This window comes from Geobacter sp. AOG1, assembly GCF_019972315.1.
In the GTDB taxonomy this organism is placed as follows: Bacteria; Desulfobacterota; Desulfuromonadia; order Geobacterales; family Geobacteraceae; genus Geomobilimonas.
The window spans coordinates 1,748,700-1,767,445 of record NZ_BLIZ01000001.1 but is presented as its reverse complement, the minus strand read 5'-3'; the positions used below and the strand labels follow the sequence as shown (position 1 = coordinate 1,767,445).

Annotated in this window: 19 protein-coding genes; 11 read left to right on the top strand and 8 right to left on the bottom strand. The window is 59.8% G+C overall.

Annotation, left to right across the window (positions count from 1 at the left end; genetic code table 11):
* Positions 1 to 17 precede the first annotated feature (17 nt).
* The 3 genes from LDN04_RS08105 to LDN04_RS08095 all read right to left on the bottom strand — a co-directional run bounded on the left by LDN04_RS08105 (position 18) and on the right by LDN04_RS08095 (position 4,170).
* A complete protein-coding gene (locus LDN04_RS08105; RefSeq protein ID WP_223908735.1) occupies positions 18 to 1,502 on the bottom strand; it encodes a lytic transglycosylase domain-containing protein in 1,485 nt (494 codons plus the stop codon).
* A 160-nt stretch (positions 1,503 to 1,662) separates the two neighbouring features.
* Positions 1,663 to 3,288, bottom strand: a complete 1,626-nt coding sequence (gene hflX, locus LDN04_RS08100) for a GTPase HflX (RefSeq protein ID WP_223913358.1) — start codon at positions 3,286 to 3,288, stop codon at positions 1,663 to 1,665.
* 114 nt (positions 3,289 to 3,402) lie between these two features.
* Positions 3,403 to 4,170, bottom strand: a complete 768-nt coding sequence (locus LDN04_RS08095) for an enoyl-ACP reductase (protein WP_223908734.1) — start codon at positions 4,168 to 4,170, stop codon at positions 3,403 to 3,405.
* A gap of 295 nt (positions 4,171 to 4,465) precedes the next feature.
* Between LDN04_RS08095 and LDN04_RS08090 the strand changes: the two genes are divergently transcribed.
* Both LDN04_RS08090 and LDN04_RS08085 read left to right on the top strand, forming a co-directional pair.
* Positions 4,466 to 6,112: an HD domain-containing phosphohydrolase gene (locus LDN04_RS08090; protein WP_223908733.1), complete on the top strand. Its 1,647-nt coding sequence runs from the start codon at positions 4,466 to 4,468 to the stop codon at positions 6,110 to 6,112.
* Complete coding sequence (locus LDN04_RS08085) at positions 6,109 to 6,417, top strand: heavy-metal-associated domain-containing protein (protein WP_223908731.1); 309 nt, start codon at positions 6,109 to 6,111, stop codon at positions 6,415 to 6,417. Before LDN04_RS08090 ends, LDN04_RS08085 begins: the two co-directional genes overlap by 4 nt.
* On the opposite strand, the gene LDN04_RS08080 is transcribed toward LDN04_RS08085, so the two are convergent.
* Both LDN04_RS08080 and LDN04_RS08075 read right to left on the bottom strand, forming a co-directional pair.
* Positions 6,350 to 6,634, bottom strand: coding sequence for a hypothetical protein (locus tag LDN04_RS08080; RefSeq protein ID WP_223908729.1), 285 nt, complete (start codon positions 6,632 to 6,634; stop codon positions 6,350 to 6,352). The two genes, LDN04_RS08085 and LDN04_RS08080, sit on opposite strands and share 68 nt — an antisense overlap.
* 54 nt (positions 6,635 to 6,688) lie before the next feature.
* Positions 6,689 to 6,937: a TIGR03905 family TSCPD domain-containing protein gene (locus tag LDN04_RS08075; RefSeq protein ID WP_223908727.1), complete on the bottom strand. Its 249-nt coding sequence runs from the start codon at positions 6,935 to 6,937 to the stop codon at positions 6,689 to 6,691.
* Positions 6,938 to 7,139: 202 nt separating this feature from the next.
* On the opposite strand from LDN04_RS08075, the gene dusB reads away from it, so the two are divergent.
* From dusB to rbr, 8 genes are all read left to right on the top strand, one after another.
* On the top strand, positions 7,140 to 8,120 hold the full coding sequence (gene dusB, locus LDN04_RS08070; protein ID WP_223908725.1) for a tRNA dihydrouridine synthase DusB: 981 nt from the start codon (positions 7,140 to 7,142) through the stop codon (positions 8,118 to 8,120).
* Positions 8,110 to 9,198, top strand: coding sequence for a nitrogen regulation protein NR(II) (locus LDN04_RS08065; protein ID WP_223908723.1), 1,089 nt, complete (start codon positions 8,110 to 8,112; stop codon positions 9,196 to 9,198). The genes dusB and LDN04_RS08065 overlap by 11 nt, the downstream gene beginning before the upstream one ends.
* Positions 9,199 to 9,288: 90 nt before the next feature.
* Positions 9,289 to 10,734 carry a sigma-54 dependent transcriptional regulator gene (locus LDN04_RS08060; RefSeq protein WP_223908722.1) on the top strand — a complete coding sequence of 482 codons (1,446 nt, stop codon included), beginning with the start codon at positions 9,289 to 9,291 and terminating at the stop codon, positions 10,732 to 10,734.
* Positions 10,735 to 10,951: 217 nt separating this feature from the next.
* Positions 10,952 to 11,515, top strand: a complete 564-nt coding sequence (locus tag LDN04_RS08055) for a hydrolase (RefSeq protein ID WP_223908721.1) — start codon at positions 10,952 to 10,954, stop codon at positions 11,513 to 11,515.
* Between the two features lie 212 nt (positions 11,516 to 11,727).
* Positions 11,728 to 12,018 (top strand): DUF4911 domain-containing protein, encoded by a 291-nt coding sequence (locus LDN04_RS08050; RefSeq protein WP_223908720.1) that lies wholly within the window; start codon positions 11,728 to 11,730, stop codon positions 12,016 to 12,018.
* Between the two features lie 108 nt (positions 12,019 to 12,126).
* On the top strand, positions 12,127 to 13,509 hold the full coding sequence (locus LDN04_RS08045) for a TldD/PmbA family protein (protein ID WP_223908717.1): 1,383 nt from the start codon (positions 12,127 to 12,129) through the stop codon (positions 13,507 to 13,509).
* Between the two features lie 29 nt (positions 13,510 to 13,538).
* Positions 13,539 to 15,596 carry a diguanylate cyclase gene (locus LDN04_RS08040; RefSeq protein ID WP_223908715.1) on the top strand — a complete coding sequence of 686 codons (2,058 nt, stop codon included), beginning with the start codon at positions 13,539 to 13,541 and terminating at the stop codon, positions 15,594 to 15,596.
* 149 nt (positions 15,597 to 15,745) lie between these two features.
* Positions 15,746 to 16,318, top strand: a complete 573-nt coding sequence (rbr, locus tag LDN04_RS08035) for a rubrerythrin (protein ID WP_223908714.1) — start codon at positions 15,746 to 15,748, stop codon at positions 16,316 to 16,318.
* 143 nt (positions 16,319 to 16,461) lie between these two features.
* Here rbr and LDN04_RS08030 read toward each other — a convergent pair whose 3' ends face one another.
* Positions 16,462 to 16,980, bottom strand: a complete 519-nt coding sequence (locus LDN04_RS08030) for a peptidylprolyl isomerase (RefSeq protein ID WP_223908713.1) — start codon at positions 16,978 to 16,980, stop codon at positions 16,462 to 16,464.
* Positions 16,981 to 17,269: 289 nt separating this feature from the next.
* Between LDN04_RS08030 and LDN04_RS08025 the strand changes: the two genes are divergently transcribed.
* Positions 17,270 to 17,836, top strand: coding sequence for a peroxiredoxin (locus LDN04_RS08025; protein ID WP_374045165.1), 567 nt, complete (start codon positions 17,270 to 17,272; stop codon positions 17,834 to 17,836).
* Positions 17,837 to 17,934: 98 nt separating this feature from the next.
* Here the strand turns inward: LDN04_RS08025 and LDN04_RS08020 are convergent, their stop codons facing one another.
* Together LDN04_RS08020 and LDN04_RS08015 are read right to left on the bottom strand one after the other, a co-directional pair.
* The gene (locus LDN04_RS08020) at positions 17,935 to 18,240 is read right to left on the bottom strand and encodes a hypothetical protein (RefSeq protein ID WP_223908712.1); all 306 of its coding nucleotides are present in this window, start codon (positions 18,238 to 18,240) and stop codon (positions 17,935 to 17,937) included.
* A gap of 130 nt (positions 18,241 to 18,370) precedes the next feature.
* On the bottom strand, positions 18,371 to 18,721 hold the full coding sequence (locus LDN04_RS08015; RefSeq protein WP_223908711.1) for a hypothetical protein: 351 nt from the start codon (positions 18,719 to 18,721) through the stop codon (positions 18,371 to 18,373).
* Positions 18,722 to 18,746 lie beyond the last annotated feature (25 nt).

The window sequence follows — 18,746 nt, the reverse complement described above, 5'->3', positions numbered from 1 at the left end:
GGGAAATCCTTTCCGACTTACGATTTTTCGTTCACCGCGGGAACCATGGCTCCCGCTTTCTCCACATACTTTGCGACGATGATGCGCCGGCCCGGCCGCAGGGCGATTTTTTCCCGGATGTTGTTCCAGGCGGAGAGAATCCTGGCCGAAACATTGAAACGTCTGGCCAGGGCGTGGAGGGTATCCCCCTTTTTCACGGTGTAGTACTTGTTGAACTCACGACTTTCCTTCTTGGCAACAACGTTGACGGGGGCATCCTGCACCTCGGGTCGGACGGGGATGGTCAACACCCGTCCGCGCACCTTCTTCGCCTTGCCCAGCCGGTTCAGCTCCGCCAGAACCTGGGGGGTGGTGCCGTAACGACTGGCCACACCGGCCAGGGTGTCCCCTTTTCTCATGCGGTAGCGGGTATAGAGAACCTTCGGAGTATACCGCTTCTCCTCGGGGAGCTTTGCGTATTCGGCCGCGAACAACTCCCTTTTCCCCTTCGGCAGCTTCAGCTCGTACCCCGGGTAATCGGGAGGAGTGGCCCACCGGCGCAACTCGGGGTTCAATTCCCGCAGGGTCTGAAGGGGAATGTCGCAGAGACGCGCCACCAGATCGAGATCAGTCTGGGTCGGAATCGGGACCGTGTCGAACTCGATGGGAGGGAGGTAGGCCACGTCGGCGAAACCGTACTTGTGCGGTTCCTTGGCGATAATGGCAGCGGCCAGGAGTTTCGGCACGTAATCCTTGGTTTCCCGCTTCAGGTACGAACCCTTGGCGAGCTGCCAGAAATCGCGGCTATTGTACATGTCGATGGCCCGGAGAATCTTGTTCTCGCCGGCATTGTAACCGGCTGCCGCCAGATACCAGTCCTTGTTGAACAGCCCGTAGAGTTCTTTCAGGTAAAGTGCGGCGGCCACCGTCGACTTGAGCGGATCCCGCCGCTCGTCGATCCAGCCGTCGATGCGCAGGGAATAACGCTTGCCGGTGGCTGACATGAATTGCCAGGGGCCGACGGCGCTCGCCACCGAGTAGGCGTGGGGAGAGAACCCGCTTTCGATCATGGCCAGGTAGACGAGGTCTTCCGGCAGGGACTCCTTGCGAAGCACCTCTTTCATCATCGGCAGGTACCGCTCGGAACGGGAAAGCCAGCGGGCGAATACGGGCCGGGCACGACCCTGGAAATAGGAAACGAAATACTGCACCTTATCGTTCAGGGTGAGGGGGATGTCCGAATCGGGCAGGTCCTCTTCCGGCAGCTTCAGGTCGAAATCCGCAGCCACATCGGCCGGTTCGTCAAGCGGGTAGAGCTCCGCCGCCGGGAGTTCCAGAGCCCGCCCCAGATGGGAGGCCTCCCGGGACGCAGCCACCCCGTCGGCGGGAGGGGTAACCATGCTCCCGGACATGACAAGTCCGGCAAGAAGCGGGTTCTGTTTCGAACTGCCGGCCGGCAACTCAGCCGCCAGCACCGGCGCTGCCACCAGCAGGGCTATGGCAAGAGAGAACATTGTTTTCATTGAAGATCCTTGGACTGTCGCGACCTGGGTAACCGACACATGGCAGCCTGCGAGGAGGGGTCAGTATAGTCAATTATTGGCGGGCTGTCAATCGGGATGCGCGGCGGCTCGGGAGGCGGAAGTGCAGACAATTAGATTCGGGGAGGCGCGGATTAGCGCGTCAGAAAGGCCAGAACCGGCGCTCCATCTCCACGAGAAGGGGTTCCAGGGTGGCGCCATCCAGGGCGGAAATGCTGATGGATCCGTAGCGGCGCGTCAACTGGCGCACCTTCATGAACGCCAGGGGATCACGCCGTTTCAGTTCGGCAAGCTGGTCGCTCTTGTTGAACACCAGGATGCGCGGCTTGTCGGCCAGATCCAACTCTTCCAGAATCTGTTCAACCTGAGCGATCTGCTCCTCGCAGCGGGGATTCGCGCAGTCAACCAGATGCAGGAGAAGATCGGCATCCTGAAGCTCTTCCAGGGTAGCCTTGAAGGCCCCCATGAGGGAGCGCGGAAGGGAGCGGATGAAACCGACCGTATCGGTGATGATTACCTCCCGTTCCCGGGGGAAGCGGAGGCGGCGGGTCGAGGTGTCGAGGGTGGCGAAGAGGAGGTTTTCGGTAAAGACGTCGCTCCGGGTAAGGGTGTTAAGAAGGGTCGATTTACCCGCGTTGGTGTAGCCGACGATGGAGACGATGGGGAGGCCGGAGCGAGCCCGTTTCTGCCGGCGCTGGTAACGTCCGTGGGACAGCTCGGCCAACTCCCTCTCCAGCTTGGCGATCCGGTCCCGGATCCGGCGGCGGTCCACTTCGAGCTTCGTTTCACCCGGTCCGCGGCCCCCGATACCCCCCATGAGTCGGGACATCTGCACCCCCCTCCCGGTCAGGCGGGGGAGAAGGTACTTGAGCTGGGCCAGCTCAACCTGCACCTTGCCGTCCAGGCTCGTGGCCCGGCGGGCGAATATGTCGAGGATCAGCTGGCTCCGGTCGATGACCTTCAACTCGGTCATTTCCGAGATGGAACGGACCTGGGCCGGAGAAAGCTCCTGGTCGAAGACCAGCAGGGTCGCGCCGAACTGGAGTGCGCGGATCACCACTTCGCGCATCTTCCCCTCCCCCATGAGGTAGCGGGGGTTGAACTGGCGCGGACGCTGAATCAGCGTATCCAGCACCTCCACGCCGGCAGTGCGGGCGAGCTCCTTCAACTCCTCCATGGAATCGGCTGCCTCTCCCGGCGGCTGAGTGGTCACCGAAACGAGGATTCCCCGCTCCTCACCACCCCGCACCTCTCTGGCCCCCTTGGCGGCACGCTGAAGGGCGCTTTCCCGCTCGGCGACGAAGGCTGCGAAATCGAACTGAAAACGGTTTAAGAGTTGGGGAGGATCGACGCTGTAGGGAGCAGCAGCGGGGGCAGAAGGGGTCAGGCTGGCATTCTGGATGGAGATCGTCGTGTCATGGGGATCGAGGAGGAGGGCCGCAATCAGGTCGAACCGGAGCATGGCCAGGTCGGTAAGGTCGTCGTCGGTGAGGGGTTCACCCTTCAGGTGGGTGTGGATGAGCCGCAAGCCGCGCAGGAGCTTCTTGCCGAGGGGGTAGTCGGGAAGCTCGGGAATGAGGAGCCCCCGCTCGTCACCGACGATGACATACTCGATCTCGCCGAACCGGTTGGCCAGGATACCGATCTGGCGCCGAATATCGCGGGACAGCTCGGCCACCTCCCGCGCCACATCGAGGGAAACCACGTCGGCAATCCCGATACGGCGCCGGTAGAGGCGCTCAATCCCTTTGAGCTGGCTCGGCTTCAGGCCGGTGAGGTTGCCATGGAGCTGTTTGATAGACTTCCCTCTGGATTGTAGGGCAGGCACCCGCGCCTACCACTAACGATGGGCAACCACAGGGGTTGCCCCTACAATGGGGCATTAAAGACCGATGATGTTGTACCCACAGTCCACGAAATGGACTTCGCCGGTCACCCCCCGTGACAGGTCACTTGCCAGGTAGAGAGCAGCCCCGGCCACCTCATCCTGGGTGATATTGCGCCTGAGCGGCGCCTTTTCGGCGACATGGCCGGCGATCTGGTTAAAACCGCCGACCCCCGCAGAGGCAAGGGTCTTGAGCGGCCCGGCAGATATGGCATTGACCCGGATACCTTCCTGGCCGACCGTCTCGGCAAGGTAGCGGACGCTCATCTCCAACGCTGCTTTGGCAACCCCCATCACGTTGTAGTTCGGAAAAACCTTCTGGCCACCATAATAGGTCATGGTCATCACGCTCCCCCCCTCCTTCATGAGCGGCATTGCCTCCTTGACGAGGGCAATGAGGGAGTAGGCACTGATGTCCAGGGCCATGGAAAAACCTTCCCTGCTCGTATTGAGGAACGATCCCTTCAGCTCTTCCCGGTTGGCAAAGGCAATGGAATGGACAAGACAGTCGATCCCCCCCCAGGCCGATCCGATCTTGCCGAAGGTATCCCTGATCTCGTCGTCGCTCCGCACGTCGCAGGGGAGTACCAGGGTGGACCCGATACTCTCGGCCAGGGGGATGACCCGCTTGGCCACCGTCTCATTGGCATAGGTAAAGGCCAGTTCGGCCCCTTCACGCTTGAACGCCTCGGCCACGGCCCAGGCAATACTTTTCTCGTTGGCGACACCGAAAATGACCGCCTTTTTACCCTGCAAAATCCCCATGTGTATGACATCCTCCTCGCTTCTACATGCTGGTTATACCAATTCCACATCAAGGCGCTATCTGCGTTGGCTCGTCTTCGGCTCCTCAACGTACTGCCTGTACGCCTGCGTCGCCTCAATCCTCGCCGCCTTGATTTCATCCTTGATCTGAAATTGGTATGCATCCCCTTCGGACCGCGCCACCGGCGTCTCGGAAACAGAGGGGAAACAGGGTGGATAGTAATAAAAAATCCTTGTTTTGGCAAGCACTATGGCCAATTTTGTGGTTTAATTCACTACGGACGGTACAACACCCATGGCCGACATCTTCAAATCCATCATCGAAGGGAGCGAGCGCCTCAGCAACCTCGACGACATCGACGAGGTGGTGAAGGACCTCTCCCGCCTGCTCAGGAAAATGGTCAAGAGTCGCTGGACGGCGGCCTATTTTTTCGATCGGGACCGGCGCGATTTCACCCCCGTGCACAGCGCGGGACTCCCCCGCCGTTTCCAGCCGGTATTCCGGACGATGCCCCTCGCATCGGCCACCATCCCCCTTATCAAAGGTCTGTTGCAGAAGAAACAACACCTTCTCATCACCGACACCGGCAGTTCCCAACTCCTCAATCCGCGCTTCCGCCGCATCCTGCGCGACGTCAACCTGCTGGCCGTGCCGATGATCGTCCGCAACCAGGTACTGGGGGCGGTGTTCGTCTCCCGGGAACGGAAACTCCCTCCTTTTTCCGATGACGAGATCGCCATAATCAGGGATATGGTCTCCCATGCCGCCCTGGTGGTTTCCCATATGCGCCTGTTCGACGAAACCCTGGACATGGCCATCGAACTGGCCGGCCGGATCGACGTCATCATGACCCTGGACGAGATCAACAAGGCAATCTCCTCCTCCCTCTCCCGGGAAAAGATCATGGAAACGGCCATGCAGCACATCGAGCGCATCACCCGCTCCGAACTGGTGGCCATCCTCCAGGTGGAGGGAGAGGACCTGGAGATAACGGCTATTCATGGCAACGGCATCACCGTTCCCCCGGAAATGCAGCCAGGCTCGCGCATCAGAGGTCGCTCGACAGCCGGTGCGGCCTTTGCCCGCCAGTCCAGCCAGCGAATCGGCGACCTGACGGCGCGCGAACGACTCAGTCCCGTGGACCGCCGCCTGATGGAGGCAGGCATCAAGTCTCTTTTTGCCATCCCGCTTCTGTCAAAAGACCGGATCGACGGCGTGCTCCTCCTAGGGGATACGGATGCAGGGCAGTTCACACCGGAGGCCACCTTCACCATCGAGAAGATCGCCTCCCAGATGGCGGTAGCCCTCGGCAACGCACGGCTCTACGAAGATCTCCACATCCTCTTCATCAGCACGGTCACCAGCCTGGCAAACGCCATCGACGCCAAATCCTCCTGGACGAAGGGACACTCGGTACGGGTCATGCAAATGTCCACCCGCCTCGCCCGGGAGATGGGTCTTTCCAATGACGTGGTGGAACGGGTGCGCCTTGGGGGGCTGCTCCATGACATCGGGAAAATCGGCATTATCGAGGCCCTGCTCGACAAACCGGCGGCACTCATGGAAGACGAATTCCCCCCCATGCGTCTGCATCCGGAAAAAGGGGTGGCCATACTCGCCCCCATAGAACAACTTCGGGACGTAATCCCCGGCATCCTTCACCACCACGAAAGGTATGACGGATCCGGTTATCCAGCCGGGCTCAAGGGAGAAGCCATTCCGCTGGAGGCGCGCATCATCGGGGTCACCGACGCTTTCGACGCCATGGTGGCCGAACGTCCCTACAAACCGGGCCATTCGGTAACTGAAGCCCTTTACGAACTCCGCCGGTGCGCGGGGAGCCAGTTCGACCCGGTGGTCGTGGAACATTTCTCACGCGCCATAACGCGAATCATGGAGGCGGTCAAACCACCGCCAAACCAGGACAAGGAAGAACAATGATGATGAGGCTGATTACGGCAGGAGTGATTGCGCTGGTGATTTCCGTGGGAATACCCCTTGCGCAGGGGGATGAGGGAAAAGCGGGCCAGACATCGGTAGCCCTGACCGTGCACGGCATGATGTGCTCTTCCTGTCAGAAGAACGTTGAAAAAACGCTCTTCAAGCTGGAAGGAGTTGCAGATGTGAAGGTCGACATGAAGAAAAACCTCGTCGAGGTCAGGTACGACGGGAGGAAGGTTACTCCCCGCCAGATGACGGAGGCGCTTGAGAAGGCGGGATTTCGGTCGAAACTTCCGAATTACTAGCTGCCGAAGCAAGGGGAACGACCATGTCGAGCCGCGCCTCGATTGCCGTCAGCCGTTTTTCAATGTCTTCCAGAATGATATGGCTCCGGTCAAGTTTTCCCTTCATGGCAAAAATCACAAAGGGGAGAACGAACCAGAGGACCGTGAGAAAAAACCCCACGATCGAAACCATCACCATGAACCCGCCGACCAGTTCCATCACACCCTCGTTAATCATGATTAGCTGATATGTAGGGGAGCCGCTTTCCGTCCCATCCTTCGCCGGGAGCCTCTACCCTTTGAATACCGTTGCCTCCAAAGCCCTTGCCAACTGGTCCGGGCAGGAGGTGTCCCCCTGGCAGGCGATACCTTTGAGACGCCGAATCGCATCGGCAACCGGCATCCCTTTTACCAGCGCGGCCACTGCCCGGGTATTTCCGGGACAGCCATCGACGAATACGGTATCCACGATAACTCCCGCCTCGATTTCTATGTCGATCCTCTTGGCACAGGATCCCGCTGTTTCGTAACTTATGCGCAAGCCGTACACCCTCCCGATAGATGCAGAGAAGGGTACCCGGCGACAACGGAAATGTCAATGGGAACGTGAACGGCCGGTGGCAGCCCGATTTCCCCCATTTGTCGGGGGTCGGTACGGGGGGTAAAATTCCCTTGCCTTTTTTCCGGCGTATGCTAGTATGCACAAAAATTAGGCAAAAGCTTTCCCGGAATAGATATTTTTCATGGTACAACCCCTTGTAATCGGTTCGCTTCGGCTTCCCAACAACCTGCTGCTGGCGCCCATGGCCGGCATAACCAACCTCCCGATGCGGCTCATGGCCCGGGAATGCGGTGCCAGCCTGGCATTCACCGAAATGGTGAGCGTCAACGGCCTGGTACGTGACGGGAAAAAGACCTTCGGTCTTCTTGCCAGCACACCGGCGGACCGGCCACTGGGGATCCAGCTGTTCGGTGACGACCCCGTGCTTCTGGCTGAAGGGGCCCGGCTGGTGGAAGGTTACGGCGATCTCCTCGACATCAACATGGGATGCCCGGTCCGCAAGGTGGTCAACAGCGGGGCAGGCAGCGCGCTTCTGCGGGAACCCGGGAAGGTGGCAGCCATCGTCAGGGAGGTTCGTCGTGCCACCCCCCTCCCCCTGACGGTGAAAATCCGGACCGGCTGGGGCGCCGACAGTGACAACTTCCTGGAAATCGGTCGCATCGCCGCAGCCGAAGGGTGCGACGCCATCACCCTCCACCCCCGCAGCCGTTCCCAGATGTTCGAGGGGCATGCCGACTGGGAGAAGATCACCGCCCTGAAAGAAGCCGTTACCATCCCGGTCATCGGCAGCGGCGACCTGTTCACGGCGGCGGATGTGGCCCGCATGATCGGGGAAACCGGCTGCGATGGCATCATGCTGGCCCGTGGCGCATTGGGAAACCCCTGGCTGTTCCGGGAAGCGGCCGCTCTCCTGAATGGTGAGGAGCCGGTGATTCCGACTCCTGCGGAGCGGCTTGCGGTTGCCCTGCGCCACATGGATATCTTCATCGAACTCACGGGTGAACGGGTTGCCCTGCGGGAGATGAGAAAACATCTTTCGTGGTATGCCCGGGGCCTTGCCGGCGCCGCCCAGTTCCGGGACCAGATCAACCGCATCACGGGGAAGGCGGCGGTCGTCGCTGCCGTGGAGGATTTTTTCGGGGGTACGGTCCATGGCCGTTAACCATCTCCAGGATTATTACGCCAACGTTATCGACAGCGTCGGCGACGGCGTGGTCGTTATAGCCGAGGAGGGGGGCATAACCCTCATCAACCCGGCGGCGGAGGAACTGGTAGGAGTTTCCCGGCGCCAGGCGATGGGATTGCACTTCACATCGCTGTTCCGTGGAGAGGACCTTCTCCTGGAGATGATCGAGAAAACCACCCGTACCGGGATGACCATTTCCGACCACGAGAACATCGTGCTGAAGAAAACCGGCCACCCCATCCCGGTTGGTGCCACCACCTCCCCCCTCCTGATGGCAAACGGTGAACGGATCGGCACCATTCTCCTCCTGCGTGACCTTACCAACATCAGGGACCTGGAGGAGGCGGTACGCCATGCCGACCGGCTTTCATCCCTGGGAGCCCTGGCGGCAGGCCTTGCCCACGAGATCAAGAACCCTCTCGGCGGCATCAAGGGGGCGGCCCAACTCCTGGCCATGGAACTGCCGGAGGGGAGTGAACAGCGGGACTATCTCCGGGTAGTCCTCAAGGAGGTGCAGAGGGTCAACCGGATCGTCGAGGAACTCCTGGAACTGGCGGCCCCCCGCAAGCTGGAGCTTGCCCCCGTCAACCTCCACAAGATACTCGGCGACATCATCGTTCTTCAGAAACGTTCGGTGGACGACCGGGAGATCACGTTCCAGCAACAGTTCGACCCGAGCATCCCGCCAATCCTCGCGGACGAGGCGCTCCTGACCCAGCTCTTCCTCAACCTGATCAAGAACGGCGTAGAGGCAGTGGGTGATACGGGACAGGTCCGGGTGAGCAGCCGGGTCCTCGCCGACTACAGCATGACCCAGAAGGGGGAACGGCGCTCCCGCATGGTGGCTATAGAGGTATCCGACGACGGACCGGGTATCGGCAAAGAGCAGCTTGAGCACCTCTTCACCCCCTTCTACACCACCAAGAGCAAGGGAACCGGCCTCGGCCTCGCCATCTGCCAGAAAATCGTCGCCGAGCACCGGGGAATGATCAAAGTGGAGTCGGAACCGGGGCGGGGGACGACGTTCACCGTCATGTTGCCGTTAATCCAATAAAATCCGTTCAACGTTCAATGTTCCACGTTCAACGTTGCAAGACGTGAACCTCGAACTTTGAACCTTGAACCTTGAACAGAGGTTTTACTTATGTCCATCAACAGAATTCTGGTCGCCGATGACGAAGAGAGCATGCGCTGGGTCCTTTCCAAGGCCCTGAGGAAGAAGGGGTTCAGCGTCGACCTGGCCCGGGACGGGGACGAGGCGTTGCGCCTCATCCAGGCCAATAGTTACGACATGGCCATCCTGGACATCAAGATGCCCGGCCTGACCGGTCTGGAACTGCTCGACCGGGTACGGGAACTGAAAAGCGACCTGCTCGTCGTAATCATGACCGCCGAGGCGAGCATGAAGAACGCCGTGGAGGCCATGAAGCGGGGGGCGTACGATTACATCACCAAGCCCTTCGACCTGGACGTGATCGACGCCATCGTGGAGAAGGTCAACCGGGCACAGGAGATGACCTCACAGGTTACGGTCCTCAAGGAGGAACTGAAGGACCGCTACCAGCTGGAAAAGACCATCATCGGCAACTCGCCAGCCATGCGCGAGGTGTACAAGACCATCGGCAAGGTAGCTCCCTCCGACGTCACCGTCCTGATCCAGGGGGAGTCGGGAACCGGCAAGGAACTCATCGCCCGGGCGATTCACTTCAACTCCAAACGGCTCGGCAAGCCGTTCATTGCCCTGAACTGTGCCGCCATCCCAAAAGAGCTCCTGGAGTCAGAACTGTTCGGCTTCGAGAAGGGGGCCTTCACCGGCGCCGTGGAGCGCAAGCTGGGAAAATTCGAGCAGGCCAACGGTGGCACCATCTTCCTGGACGAGATCGGCGACATGCCACTGGACCTCCAGGCCAAGATACTTCGGGTCCTCCAGGAAAAGGAAGTCACCCGGACCGGGGGGAGTCAGAACATCTCCGTTGATGTCCGGATCGTTGCCGCGACGAATCAGGACCTGGAGGAAAAGGTACGGCAGAAGGAGTTTCGGGAAGATCTGTTCTACCGCCTCAACGTGGTGCCGATCCAACTGGTCCCCCTCCGTGAGCGGAAAGAGGATATCCACCAGCTGGCAGAGTACTTCCTCCAGAAGGCATGTGCAGAACTGGAAACCCCGCTGAAACAGTGCTCCTCCGACGCCTACCAGCTCCTGTCGGACCACAACTGGCCGGGAAACGTGCGGGAACTGGAGAACACCATCAAGCGAGCGGTGATCCTCTCTTCCGACCTGCTTCTCACGGCACCCGACTTCCCCAGCCTGCGCCGGCAGAAGGGAAGCGGAGAGCGGGTGGCCAACGAGGAACTCTCCCTGGAAGGGATCGTCGACATCAAGCTGCGCAGCTGCTTTTCCAACATGGACAAAATGGAGAGCGGCGATGTCCACACGATGGTGCTGGAACAGGTTGAGCGCCCCCTGATACGCTTTGTCCTGGAGAAGACCCGTGGCAACCAGGTGCGGGCCGCCGACATCCTCGGCATCAACCGCAATACGTTGAGGAAGAAGATACAGGAGCTGGGCATCGAAGTTAAGAAAGATTAGATAGAAACGCGGCTATTCCGCAATCTCTGTGTAAGTCTTCGGGATCACTTGTGCGACATAGCAGCGCTACGTCTCCGCGCAATCCCTCGACAGCCTTGACCTTGCGACAATTCTAACAGAATTGGACAGCGGAGGCTGCCCGTAGGGTGAGGCTGTAGGCCGAATCAAAAATCCACGTTTCTCTGTGAATCAGGTAATGAAAAGGAGGAATCTATTTATGGGCGTCAAGGATACATTTTTTCTCGACCGGAGCAAGGCAGTGCTGGTGGTGATAGATGTGCAGGAGAAGCTCTGCCGGGCCATGGACGAAAAGATCCTGGAGCGGTTGGCCCGCAATGTCACCATACTCCAGGAGGCAGCCCGGGAGATGGGAATCCCGGTAATCGCGACTGAACAGTACGTGAAGGGGCTCGGCGAGACCCTCCCCGCGCTCAAGGAAGGGCTGACCGATCCGGCAATCGAGAAAATGTCGTTCAGCTGCTGCGGCGAAAGCCCCTTCCCCGACCGGCTGCAGGCACTGGGCAAGAAACAGGTCATCGTAACCGGCATGGAGACCCATGTCTGCGTACTCCAGACGGTGCTTGAACTCCTTGACGCGGGATACACGGTTCACCTGGTGCGCGATGCCGTGATGAGCCGCCGCAAGGAGAACTGGCACGTCGGACTCGAAACCGCCCGCGCCGCCGGTGCCGTCATCACCTCCACCGAAGCGGCACTCTTCCAGCTCCTCCGGACAGCCGGAACCGAAGAATTCAAGAAACTCTCGAAAATGGTAAGGTAGCCCTTCCTTCTGCAGCATTCTTCAGCAGGTGGTCTCCCCTGGAGGCCACCTGCCAACCCTGCACCACCACTCCGTCAAATAACCACCCAATTTCGCTCCTCCGGAACCGGCGCAACATTTCCCTGAAATAGACGAGGAATTTCCCCAACATGCTAATTTTTAGTTGTTTTTATTTAAATTAAGTGATACTTAGGTAGGAATCGAGGAGCTGGATGAATACCGTTATATACCCGACTATTACGCGATATTTCCGGGTCAGCCGGCGTGAACTGGTCTATCTGAAGTTTATCACCGAGGCATATGAAGGATTGCTAACTGTCAGCACCGTTGACAGGACAGAGGGGATTGTTACAATTTCTTACCCGGATTGTTCCGCACGGGATGCAGAGCAGTTGCTCCTGGCCCTTGCAGGAGAAATTCCGCTGGAAGAAGTCGCGCCTCCTCCTGCGGGGGCACATCCTATCGTTTCTGCTGACAGCACACCACTTCCTCATAGCCGTTAGGCCGTCACACGATATCTCCACTCCTCCCCATTCCCAGCTCCGGGAGGAGGGACCAGCTTCCCGCAGGGGTGGCATTTCGATTGCGTACTGAGAACAGGAACCTCCCTCATGCTGGACAGCTTCGACATAGCAAGGATTCTCCGCCGGGCACTTGCCGGCGGCGGGGAGTTTGCCGATATTTACGGTGAAGAAGGCGCCTCCACCGCCATCGTCTGCGAGGACGGCAAGATCGAAAAGGTCCTGGCGGGTACCGACCGGGGGGTCGGTATCCGGGTCATTTCCGATCTGCGCACCGCCTATGCCTACACCAATGAAATCACCGAAGCCGCTCTCTTCGACCTGGCCGACACGGTCAGCAGGGCGGTACGGGGGAAGGACTTCGGCAGCGCCATTGACCTCCGCCCGAAAGTTGTTGGGGCCGGGTTCCCCATTAAACTGCCGCCGGCCGCCATACCCCTGCAGGACAAGGTCTCCGCTGCCAACCGCGCAGAAGGCGCCGCCCGTGGGTTCGACCAGCGTGTCCGGCAGGTGATGGTGATGTACCGTGACAGCGCCCTCCGCGCCCAGAGCGCCAACTCCCTGGGAGAATTTCATGAAACCAGCCGCACCGGCACGGTTTTCATGACTCAGGTGGTCGCGGCGGACGGGGACATCATCCAGACCGGCTACGAACCCCTTGGCGGCTTCCGCGGCTTCGAGCTGTTCGACCAGAAGAGCCCGGAGGAAATCGCGCTGACGGCCGCCCGCCGGGCAGTTATGATGCTCACCGCCCGCAAGGCGCCGGGAGGAATGATGCCGGTCGTGCTTTCCGCCGAGGCGGGAGGCACCATGGTCCACGAAGCCATCGGTCATGGACTGGAGGCGGACCTGGCCCAGACCGGCATGTCGGTCTATTCCGGCAAGATCGGCGAGCAGGTTGCCTCGTCCCTTGTGACGGTTGTTGACGACGCCACCATCCCCAATGCCCGCGGCTCCTTCTCCTTCGACGACGAAGGAACCCCGGGAGAGCGGACCGTGCTGGTGGAAAACGGCATCCTCAAGGGATACATGTACGACCGGCTCACCGCCATGAAGGATGGTTGCCCATCCACCGGGAACGGCCGACGGGAATCGTACCAGTCGAAACCGATCGTCCGGATGTCCAATACCCTCATCGCCCCCGGCAACACCCCGCCGGAATCGATCATCAAAGGGGTAGCACGCGGGCTGTTCGTCCGGAAGATGGGTGGAGGGCAGGTCAACACGGTAAACGGCGACTTCATGTTCGAGGTCTCCGAGGGGTATCTTATCGAAAATGGCATGCTCGGCGAACCGGTGCGGGGAGCGACTCTGACCGGCAGCGGGCCGGACGTGCTCAAGAAGGTAGAACAGGTCGGCAGCGACCTGGGGTTCGGCATCGGCACCTGCGGCAAGGATGGGCAGGGTGTGCCGGTGGCCGATGCCCAGCCGACCCTGTTGATAGCTGAAATAACCGTCGGCGGCGCCGCCTGACGGGGTGACATGGGCGAGGGAACTGTTCCTTGACTGACCCAAAATCCACATTCAAGCCGGAAGAGTTGCTGGGAAACCTCAGGGGCCACAGCTTTCTGTCGAATTACCAGCTCGACGTCTTCTGCTTCAAGAACGGCAACGGCTCACCCTCGGAGACCGGCTGGAAGCTCTGCCACTCCCTGTTGCCCGCCGACCTCTGCACACGGATCTGCCAACCTGCAGTGGAGCAGGCGCTGAAAAGCGTAGTGACCTCCAACCAGCCCGCTGTCTTTCACTGCCCCCTCGGCCTTCTTAATTTCGCGGTACCCCTCAATTCATGCTCCGCCCCCTTGTGCTGCGTCATTGGCGGTGGCGTCCGGGAGCGCTCACTCGACCTGTTCAAGCTGGAAACCATTGCCCGCACCGAAGACATCAACCCGATGGCAATCCTCGACCAGCTGCAGAAACTTCCCGCCGTCAACGAAATGGAACTGCTCCGGGTGGCCCAGAAGGTACACAGTCTCATCCCCTCCTTCCAGAAGGAAGAGCACCATGCCATCTACGTGGAAAAGACCACTGAGCAGCTCAACGCCATTGTCCAGGTCTCGGCGGACATCGATGCCGCCGTCACGAGCGGTGAAGTGGTGGCGCTCCTGAGCGAGACCCTCGGCATTCTCTTCGACGTGCCGACCATCGCCGTAGCCCTCCCCGAGGAAGGTGACCGCAGTTTCTTCCTGCAACGGACCTGGGGAGACATCTCCCTCGACCAGACGACCATCGGCACGGACAAGCTGCGGCGACTGATTCCCGGCTTTGCCACCGACGTGATCGTGCTCCAGGGCGAAGACGCGGAGGAGCTGATACCGGGAGGAATGGCCGACGTGCTCACCTGCATCCCCCTCATCTCCGCCAGCGAGCTGTTCGGACTGGTGTTCGTCTTCGACCGCGAACTCCCCACTCGCGATCTCCTCCTCACCCAGATCATTACCGGGCGGGTGGCGGGCAAACTACGTCAGTTGCAGCAGCAGGCAGATTACGGCAAGGAAACGTCCCTTTCCGACAAACTCATGTCCATCATCAGTTCCCTGGCCCTCACCGAAGGACAGACGGAACTGATCAGACAGGTTCTGGAGATGGGAGCGGACCTGGTCAGTGCCACCAGCGGCTCCCTCATGCGGATCGACGACCGGGGAGAAAACCTCCACATAGAGGCGGCCATCGGCATGAACCTCAACCTGGCACGCAGCCTCAACCTGAAAGTCGGCAAGGGGATTGCGGGCCGGGTGGCACTGAACGGCACCCCCCTGCTGGTGAACGACATCGAAAAGGCCAATCTCGGCCAGGGGGTCAATAGACCCCGCTTCAAGACCAAGTCGTTCATCAGCCTGCCGCTCAAGTTCAAGGAACAGATACTCGGCGTGCTCAACCTGGCGGACAAGAAAGACCAGGGGCTGTTCACCGACGCGGACCTGGAGATTCTCACCACGTTCGTGGAACACGCCGGGGCCATGATCGTCCGGACTCTCTCCCTGGAACGGGCGGCGGTGCTGGAGAAACTCTCCCTCACCGATCCGCTCACCGAACTCTATAACCGGCGCTTCCTGGAGAAACGGATGGAAGAGGAGCTGAACCGGAGCGTCCGGCAGGGACTGAGTCTCACCGTCATGCTGATCGACCTGGATCATTTCAAGCTCTACAACGATTACAACGGCCACATCGCCGGGGACAAAGCCCTGAAGAAAACCTCCAAGATTCTCCGGAGCTCCGTGCGGGACATGGACATGGTAACCCGATACGGCGGCGAGGAGTTCTGCATCATCCTGCCGGGAACCGTGAAGCGGGAGGCGATTTTCGTGGCCGAGAGGGTCCGGCGCGGCATTGAATGCGAGCCGTTCGCCGGCGAGGAAGAACTCCCCCTGGGACGATTGACTGCCAGCATCGGGCTGTCAGCATTCCCGGAAGACGGCGACTCGGCAACGGCCCTTATCCATGCGGCAGATGTCGCCCTCTACCAGGCCAAGGCAGATGGGCGCAACCGCATCACGTTCTCCGCGCCCCCCCAGAAAAAAGAAGAGGAACACGTGCAGGAAGCGACAAAATCGGCTTGACACCCCCTTCCCCGAAGCGGTAATGTTGGCCCCTTCCAACCATGTCCGCTCCCCCTCGAAACAATCAGGCAGCACCGACATGTATTCCCCATCCCCGGCAGATCTCCCGCGACACCGGGGATCAACCATCCCAGCAAAGGAGGATTACCATGAGTCTGAAGGGCACCCGCACCGAAATCAACCTGTTGACGGCTTTTGCCGGCGAAAGCCAGGCACGTAACCGCTATACGTACTTCGCTGCCAAGGCGAAAAATGAAGGCTACGTCCAGATGGCCGACATCTTCGAGGAAACCGCCAATCAGGAAAGGGAGCACGCCAAGCGGCTCTTCAAGTTCCTGGAGGGGGGCGAGGCACAAATCACCGCCAGCTTCCCCGCCGGAAGGATCGGCACCACCGCGGAAAACCTGCGGGAAGCGGCAGCGGGAGAGCATTACGAACACACCGACATGTACCCCTCCTTTGCCACCGTCGCGCGGGAGGAGGGATTCCTCCAGATCGCCGACGTATTCCTTGCCATCGCCGTGGCGGAAATGCAGCACGAAAAGCGCTACCTCGGGCTCCTGGACAACATCGAACAGAACCGTGTCTTTCGCCGGGACACCTCCGTCACCTGGCGCTGCCGCAACTGCGGGTACCTCCACCACGGTCCCGACGCCCCCGACACCTGCCCGGCCTGCAACCATGCCCAGGCCCACTTCGAGCTGCTCGGAGAAAACTGGTAGGGCAGCTTCGACATACCTACAAAACAAAAAGGCCGACAGGGGATTTCCTGTCGGCCTTTTTCACTTTTCACTTTTCACTTTTCACTTTTCACTTTTCACTTTTCACTTTTCACTTTTCACTTTTCACTTTTCACTTTTCACTCTTACCCTTCGACAACCTTCATCGCCGTGATAAATACCGGCTCCACGGGGACGTCCGAATGCCCCCCCTTCGAACCGGTCTTTACCTCCTTGATGGCATCCACCACTTCCATGCCGGCGGTCACCTGGCCGAACACCGCATAACCGAAACGGTCGGGAGTTTTTCCCTGGTGGTCGAGGAACGGGTTGTCCACCACGTTGATGAAGAACTGGGACGTGGCGCTGTCAACCACGCTGGTCCGGGCCATGGCCAGGGTTCCCCGCTTGTTGGACAGGCCGTTGGCCGCCTCGTTCTTGATGGCAAACTTGGTCTTTTTCGGCTGCATGTTCTCGTCCATCCCTCCCCCTTGGACCATGAAGGATGCGATGACCCGGTGGAAGATGAGTCCGTCATAGTAACCGTCCTTCACGTAGGAGAGGAAGTTGCGGACACTGATGGGGGCCTTGTCCTGGAACAGCTCGATGGTGACCTTCCCCATGGAGGTTTCCATAAGGACCTGGGGATTTTTTGCTTCGCTCATGACGATCTCCTTTAGGGGTAAATAATGGTCTTTTGTAGCACAAATCCCGTCGCGACGGAAAGCCTTTTCGCCAGTCCTCATGGCAGCCGGCAGTTGCAAACCGGTCGGGGGGAAGTACAATCTAGTGTGCCTGCCGGCTTTCATTCGGCAACAGGCAACCAACACCAGGCCAGGAGGACTTACACCAATGAATGGACGACAATGGATGGGCGGGACGGCTCTCGCAGCCGCCATATTCGCGTGCGGCGGCAGTGGAGCCCTCGCGGTTGAAGTGGATAGAGCCCACGGCATGTTCGCGACAAGTCACTCGCTGGAATCGCACATGGATGGGGGCACCGCCAGGGTAGGTCAACCGGCCCCCGGTTTCACCCTGGACGCCGTGATCAACGGCGAATTCAAGAAGGTGGGACTGGCCGATTACCGGGGGAAATGGGTGGTCCTTTTCTTCTATCCCAACGATTTCACCTTCGTCTGCCCCACCGAGATCAGGGGGTTCAACGCCGCCCTCGACAGCTTCCGGAAGCTGAATGCGGAAGTCCTCGGCGCCTCCGTGGACAGCAAGTACTCCCACCTTGCCTGGATCCAGCGGGGCGACCTGGGAGACCTGAAATATCCCCTCCTGTCCGACTTCAGGAAGGAAGTGGCCGCCCGGTACGGCATTCTCGACGAGAAGGAAGGGGAAGCCCTGCGCGGCCTCTTCATCATCGACCCGACCGGTGTTCTCCAGTACGTACTGGTCCACAACCTCTCGGTCGGGAGGAGCGTGGAAGAGACCCTGCGGGTACTGGAAGCGCTCCAGACCGGCGAACTCTGTCCCATCGGCTGGAAGCCGGGGCAGAAAACGCTGGGAAAATAGGTTCAGTATATTCTGGACATGACAAAGGCCGCGGAATCCGCGGCCTTTGCTGTTCGAGCATGTCGATTTTCTCCGCCAACAGCAGTCACCTTATCCTCTCACCGGCAGCACTCCAGGCACGCTGGCGTGACCATCGCCCCACTGCAGACGCACCCCTTGCACGGATCGGCAGGGGCTTCGGGGGGAGGCTCCGGCGGCGTCTGCACATCGGGGACCGACGTTCCCGGTACAGACGGAGGGGGCGAAGGGGAAGGCTGGGGCTGGTAGGGAAGCTCCGGCGGTGCCTGCTGGCTGTCAGTAGCCGGCTCGTTCGCCGGTTGCTCTTGATCGGCTCCCCACAAGGCCCCCCCACTCAGGACAACACACACTACACCAACAAAAAGGCTGATTTTCAGACGTTTCATGATATCTCCTCCGCCGGAACTCACGCGCAGTCACACCCCTTTTCCTGATACATTTTAATGGCGCACAGTTCCAAGTCAAGGCGCTTTCATCGTTACCGGGACTGCCACGGTACCGCCAGTATTATAACAATCACCGGCTGGCTTCGTCTGCATATTTCCATATGTAGAGATACCAGTACACCGGCATGGCGACCATGTTCCCCAGGAAGATGACCACCGCCCAGAGCGCCTTCTTGTCCTGGGAAATGACATCCGTCTTGAAGATGTGCCAGATATAGATGGCGATCAGGGCGAATATCTCCAGCATGGTGAGAAAGTGCAGGGGAAAGATGATCTTGAAGGCCAGCGGCATGCCGTCGCCCGTGGGGTGCGTACCCATGCCGGTGAACACCTGGGAAAAAATCACCGCCATGAACAGGAACATGTAGACAATCGGCCAGAGGGTGAATCCGGCAAGCAGCAAGGCTTTCGGTTTAGTCATGGGGAACTCCTGAATGAGTAGATGA

Excerpts from the sequence above, each read along its gene's own strand:
- LDN04_RS08105 (WP_223908735.1), bottom strand. The coding sequence starts at position 1,502 with ATGAAAACAATGTTCTCTCTTGCCATAGCCCTGCTGGTGGCAGCGCCG.
- LDN04_RS08095 (WP_223908734.1), bottom strand. The coding sequence starts at position 4,170 with ATGGGGATTTTGCAGGGTAAAAAGGCGGTCATTTTCGGTGTCGCCAAC.
- LDN04_RS08090 (WP_223908733.1), top strand. The coding sequence starts at position 4,466 with ATGGCCGACATCTTCAAATCCATCATCGAAGGGAGCGAGCGCCTCAGC.
- LDN04_RS08085 (WP_223908731.1), top strand. The coding sequence starts at position 6,109 with ATGATGATGAGGCTGATTACGGCAGGAGTGATTGCGCTGGTGATTTCC.
- LDN04_RS08080 (WP_223908729.1), bottom strand. The coding sequence starts at position 6,634 with ATGATTAACGAGGGTGTGATGGAACTGGTCGGCGGGTTCATGGTGATG.
- dusB (WP_223908725.1), top strand. The coding sequence starts at position 7,140 with ATGGTACAACCCCTTGTAATCGGTTCGCTTCGGCTTCCCAACAACCTG.
- LDN04_RS08065 (WP_223908723.1), top strand. The coding sequence starts at position 8,110 with ATGGCCGTTAACCATCTCCAGGATTATTACGCCAACGTTATCGACAGC.
- LDN04_RS08060 (WP_223908722.1), top strand. The coding sequence starts at position 9,289 with ATGTCCATCAACAGAATTCTGGTCGCCGATGACGAAGAGAGCATGCGC.
- LDN04_RS08055 (WP_223908721.1), top strand. The coding sequence starts at position 10,952 with ATGGGCGTCAAGGATACATTTTTTCTCGACCGGAGCAAGGCAGTGCTG.
- LDN04_RS08050 (WP_223908720.1), top strand. The coding sequence starts at position 11,728 with ATGAATACCGTTATATACCCGACTATTACGCGATATTTCCGGGTCAGC.
- LDN04_RS08045 (WP_223908717.1), top strand. The coding sequence starts at position 12,127 with ATGCTGGACAGCTTCGACATAGCAAGGATTCTCCGCCGGGCACTTGCC.
- rbr (WP_223908714.1), top strand. The coding sequence starts at position 15,746 with ATGAGTCTGAAGGGCACCCGCACCGAAATCAACCTGTTGACGGCTTTT.
- LDN04_RS08030 (WP_223908713.1), bottom strand. The coding sequence starts at position 16,980 with ATGAGCGAAGCAAAAAATCCCCAGGTCCTTATGGAAACCTCCATGGGG.
- LDN04_RS08025 (WP_374045165.1), top strand. The coding sequence starts at position 17,270 with ATGTTCGCGACAAGTCACTCGCTGGAATCGCACATGGATGGGGGCACC.
- LDN04_RS08020 (WP_223908712.1), bottom strand. The coding sequence starts at position 18,240 with ATGAAACGTCTGAAAATCAGCCTTTTTGTTGGTGTAGTGTGTGTTGTC.
- LDN04_RS08015 (WP_223908711.1), bottom strand. The coding sequence starts at position 18,721 with ATGACTAAACCGAAAGCCTTGCTGCTTGCCGGATTCACCCTCTGGCCG.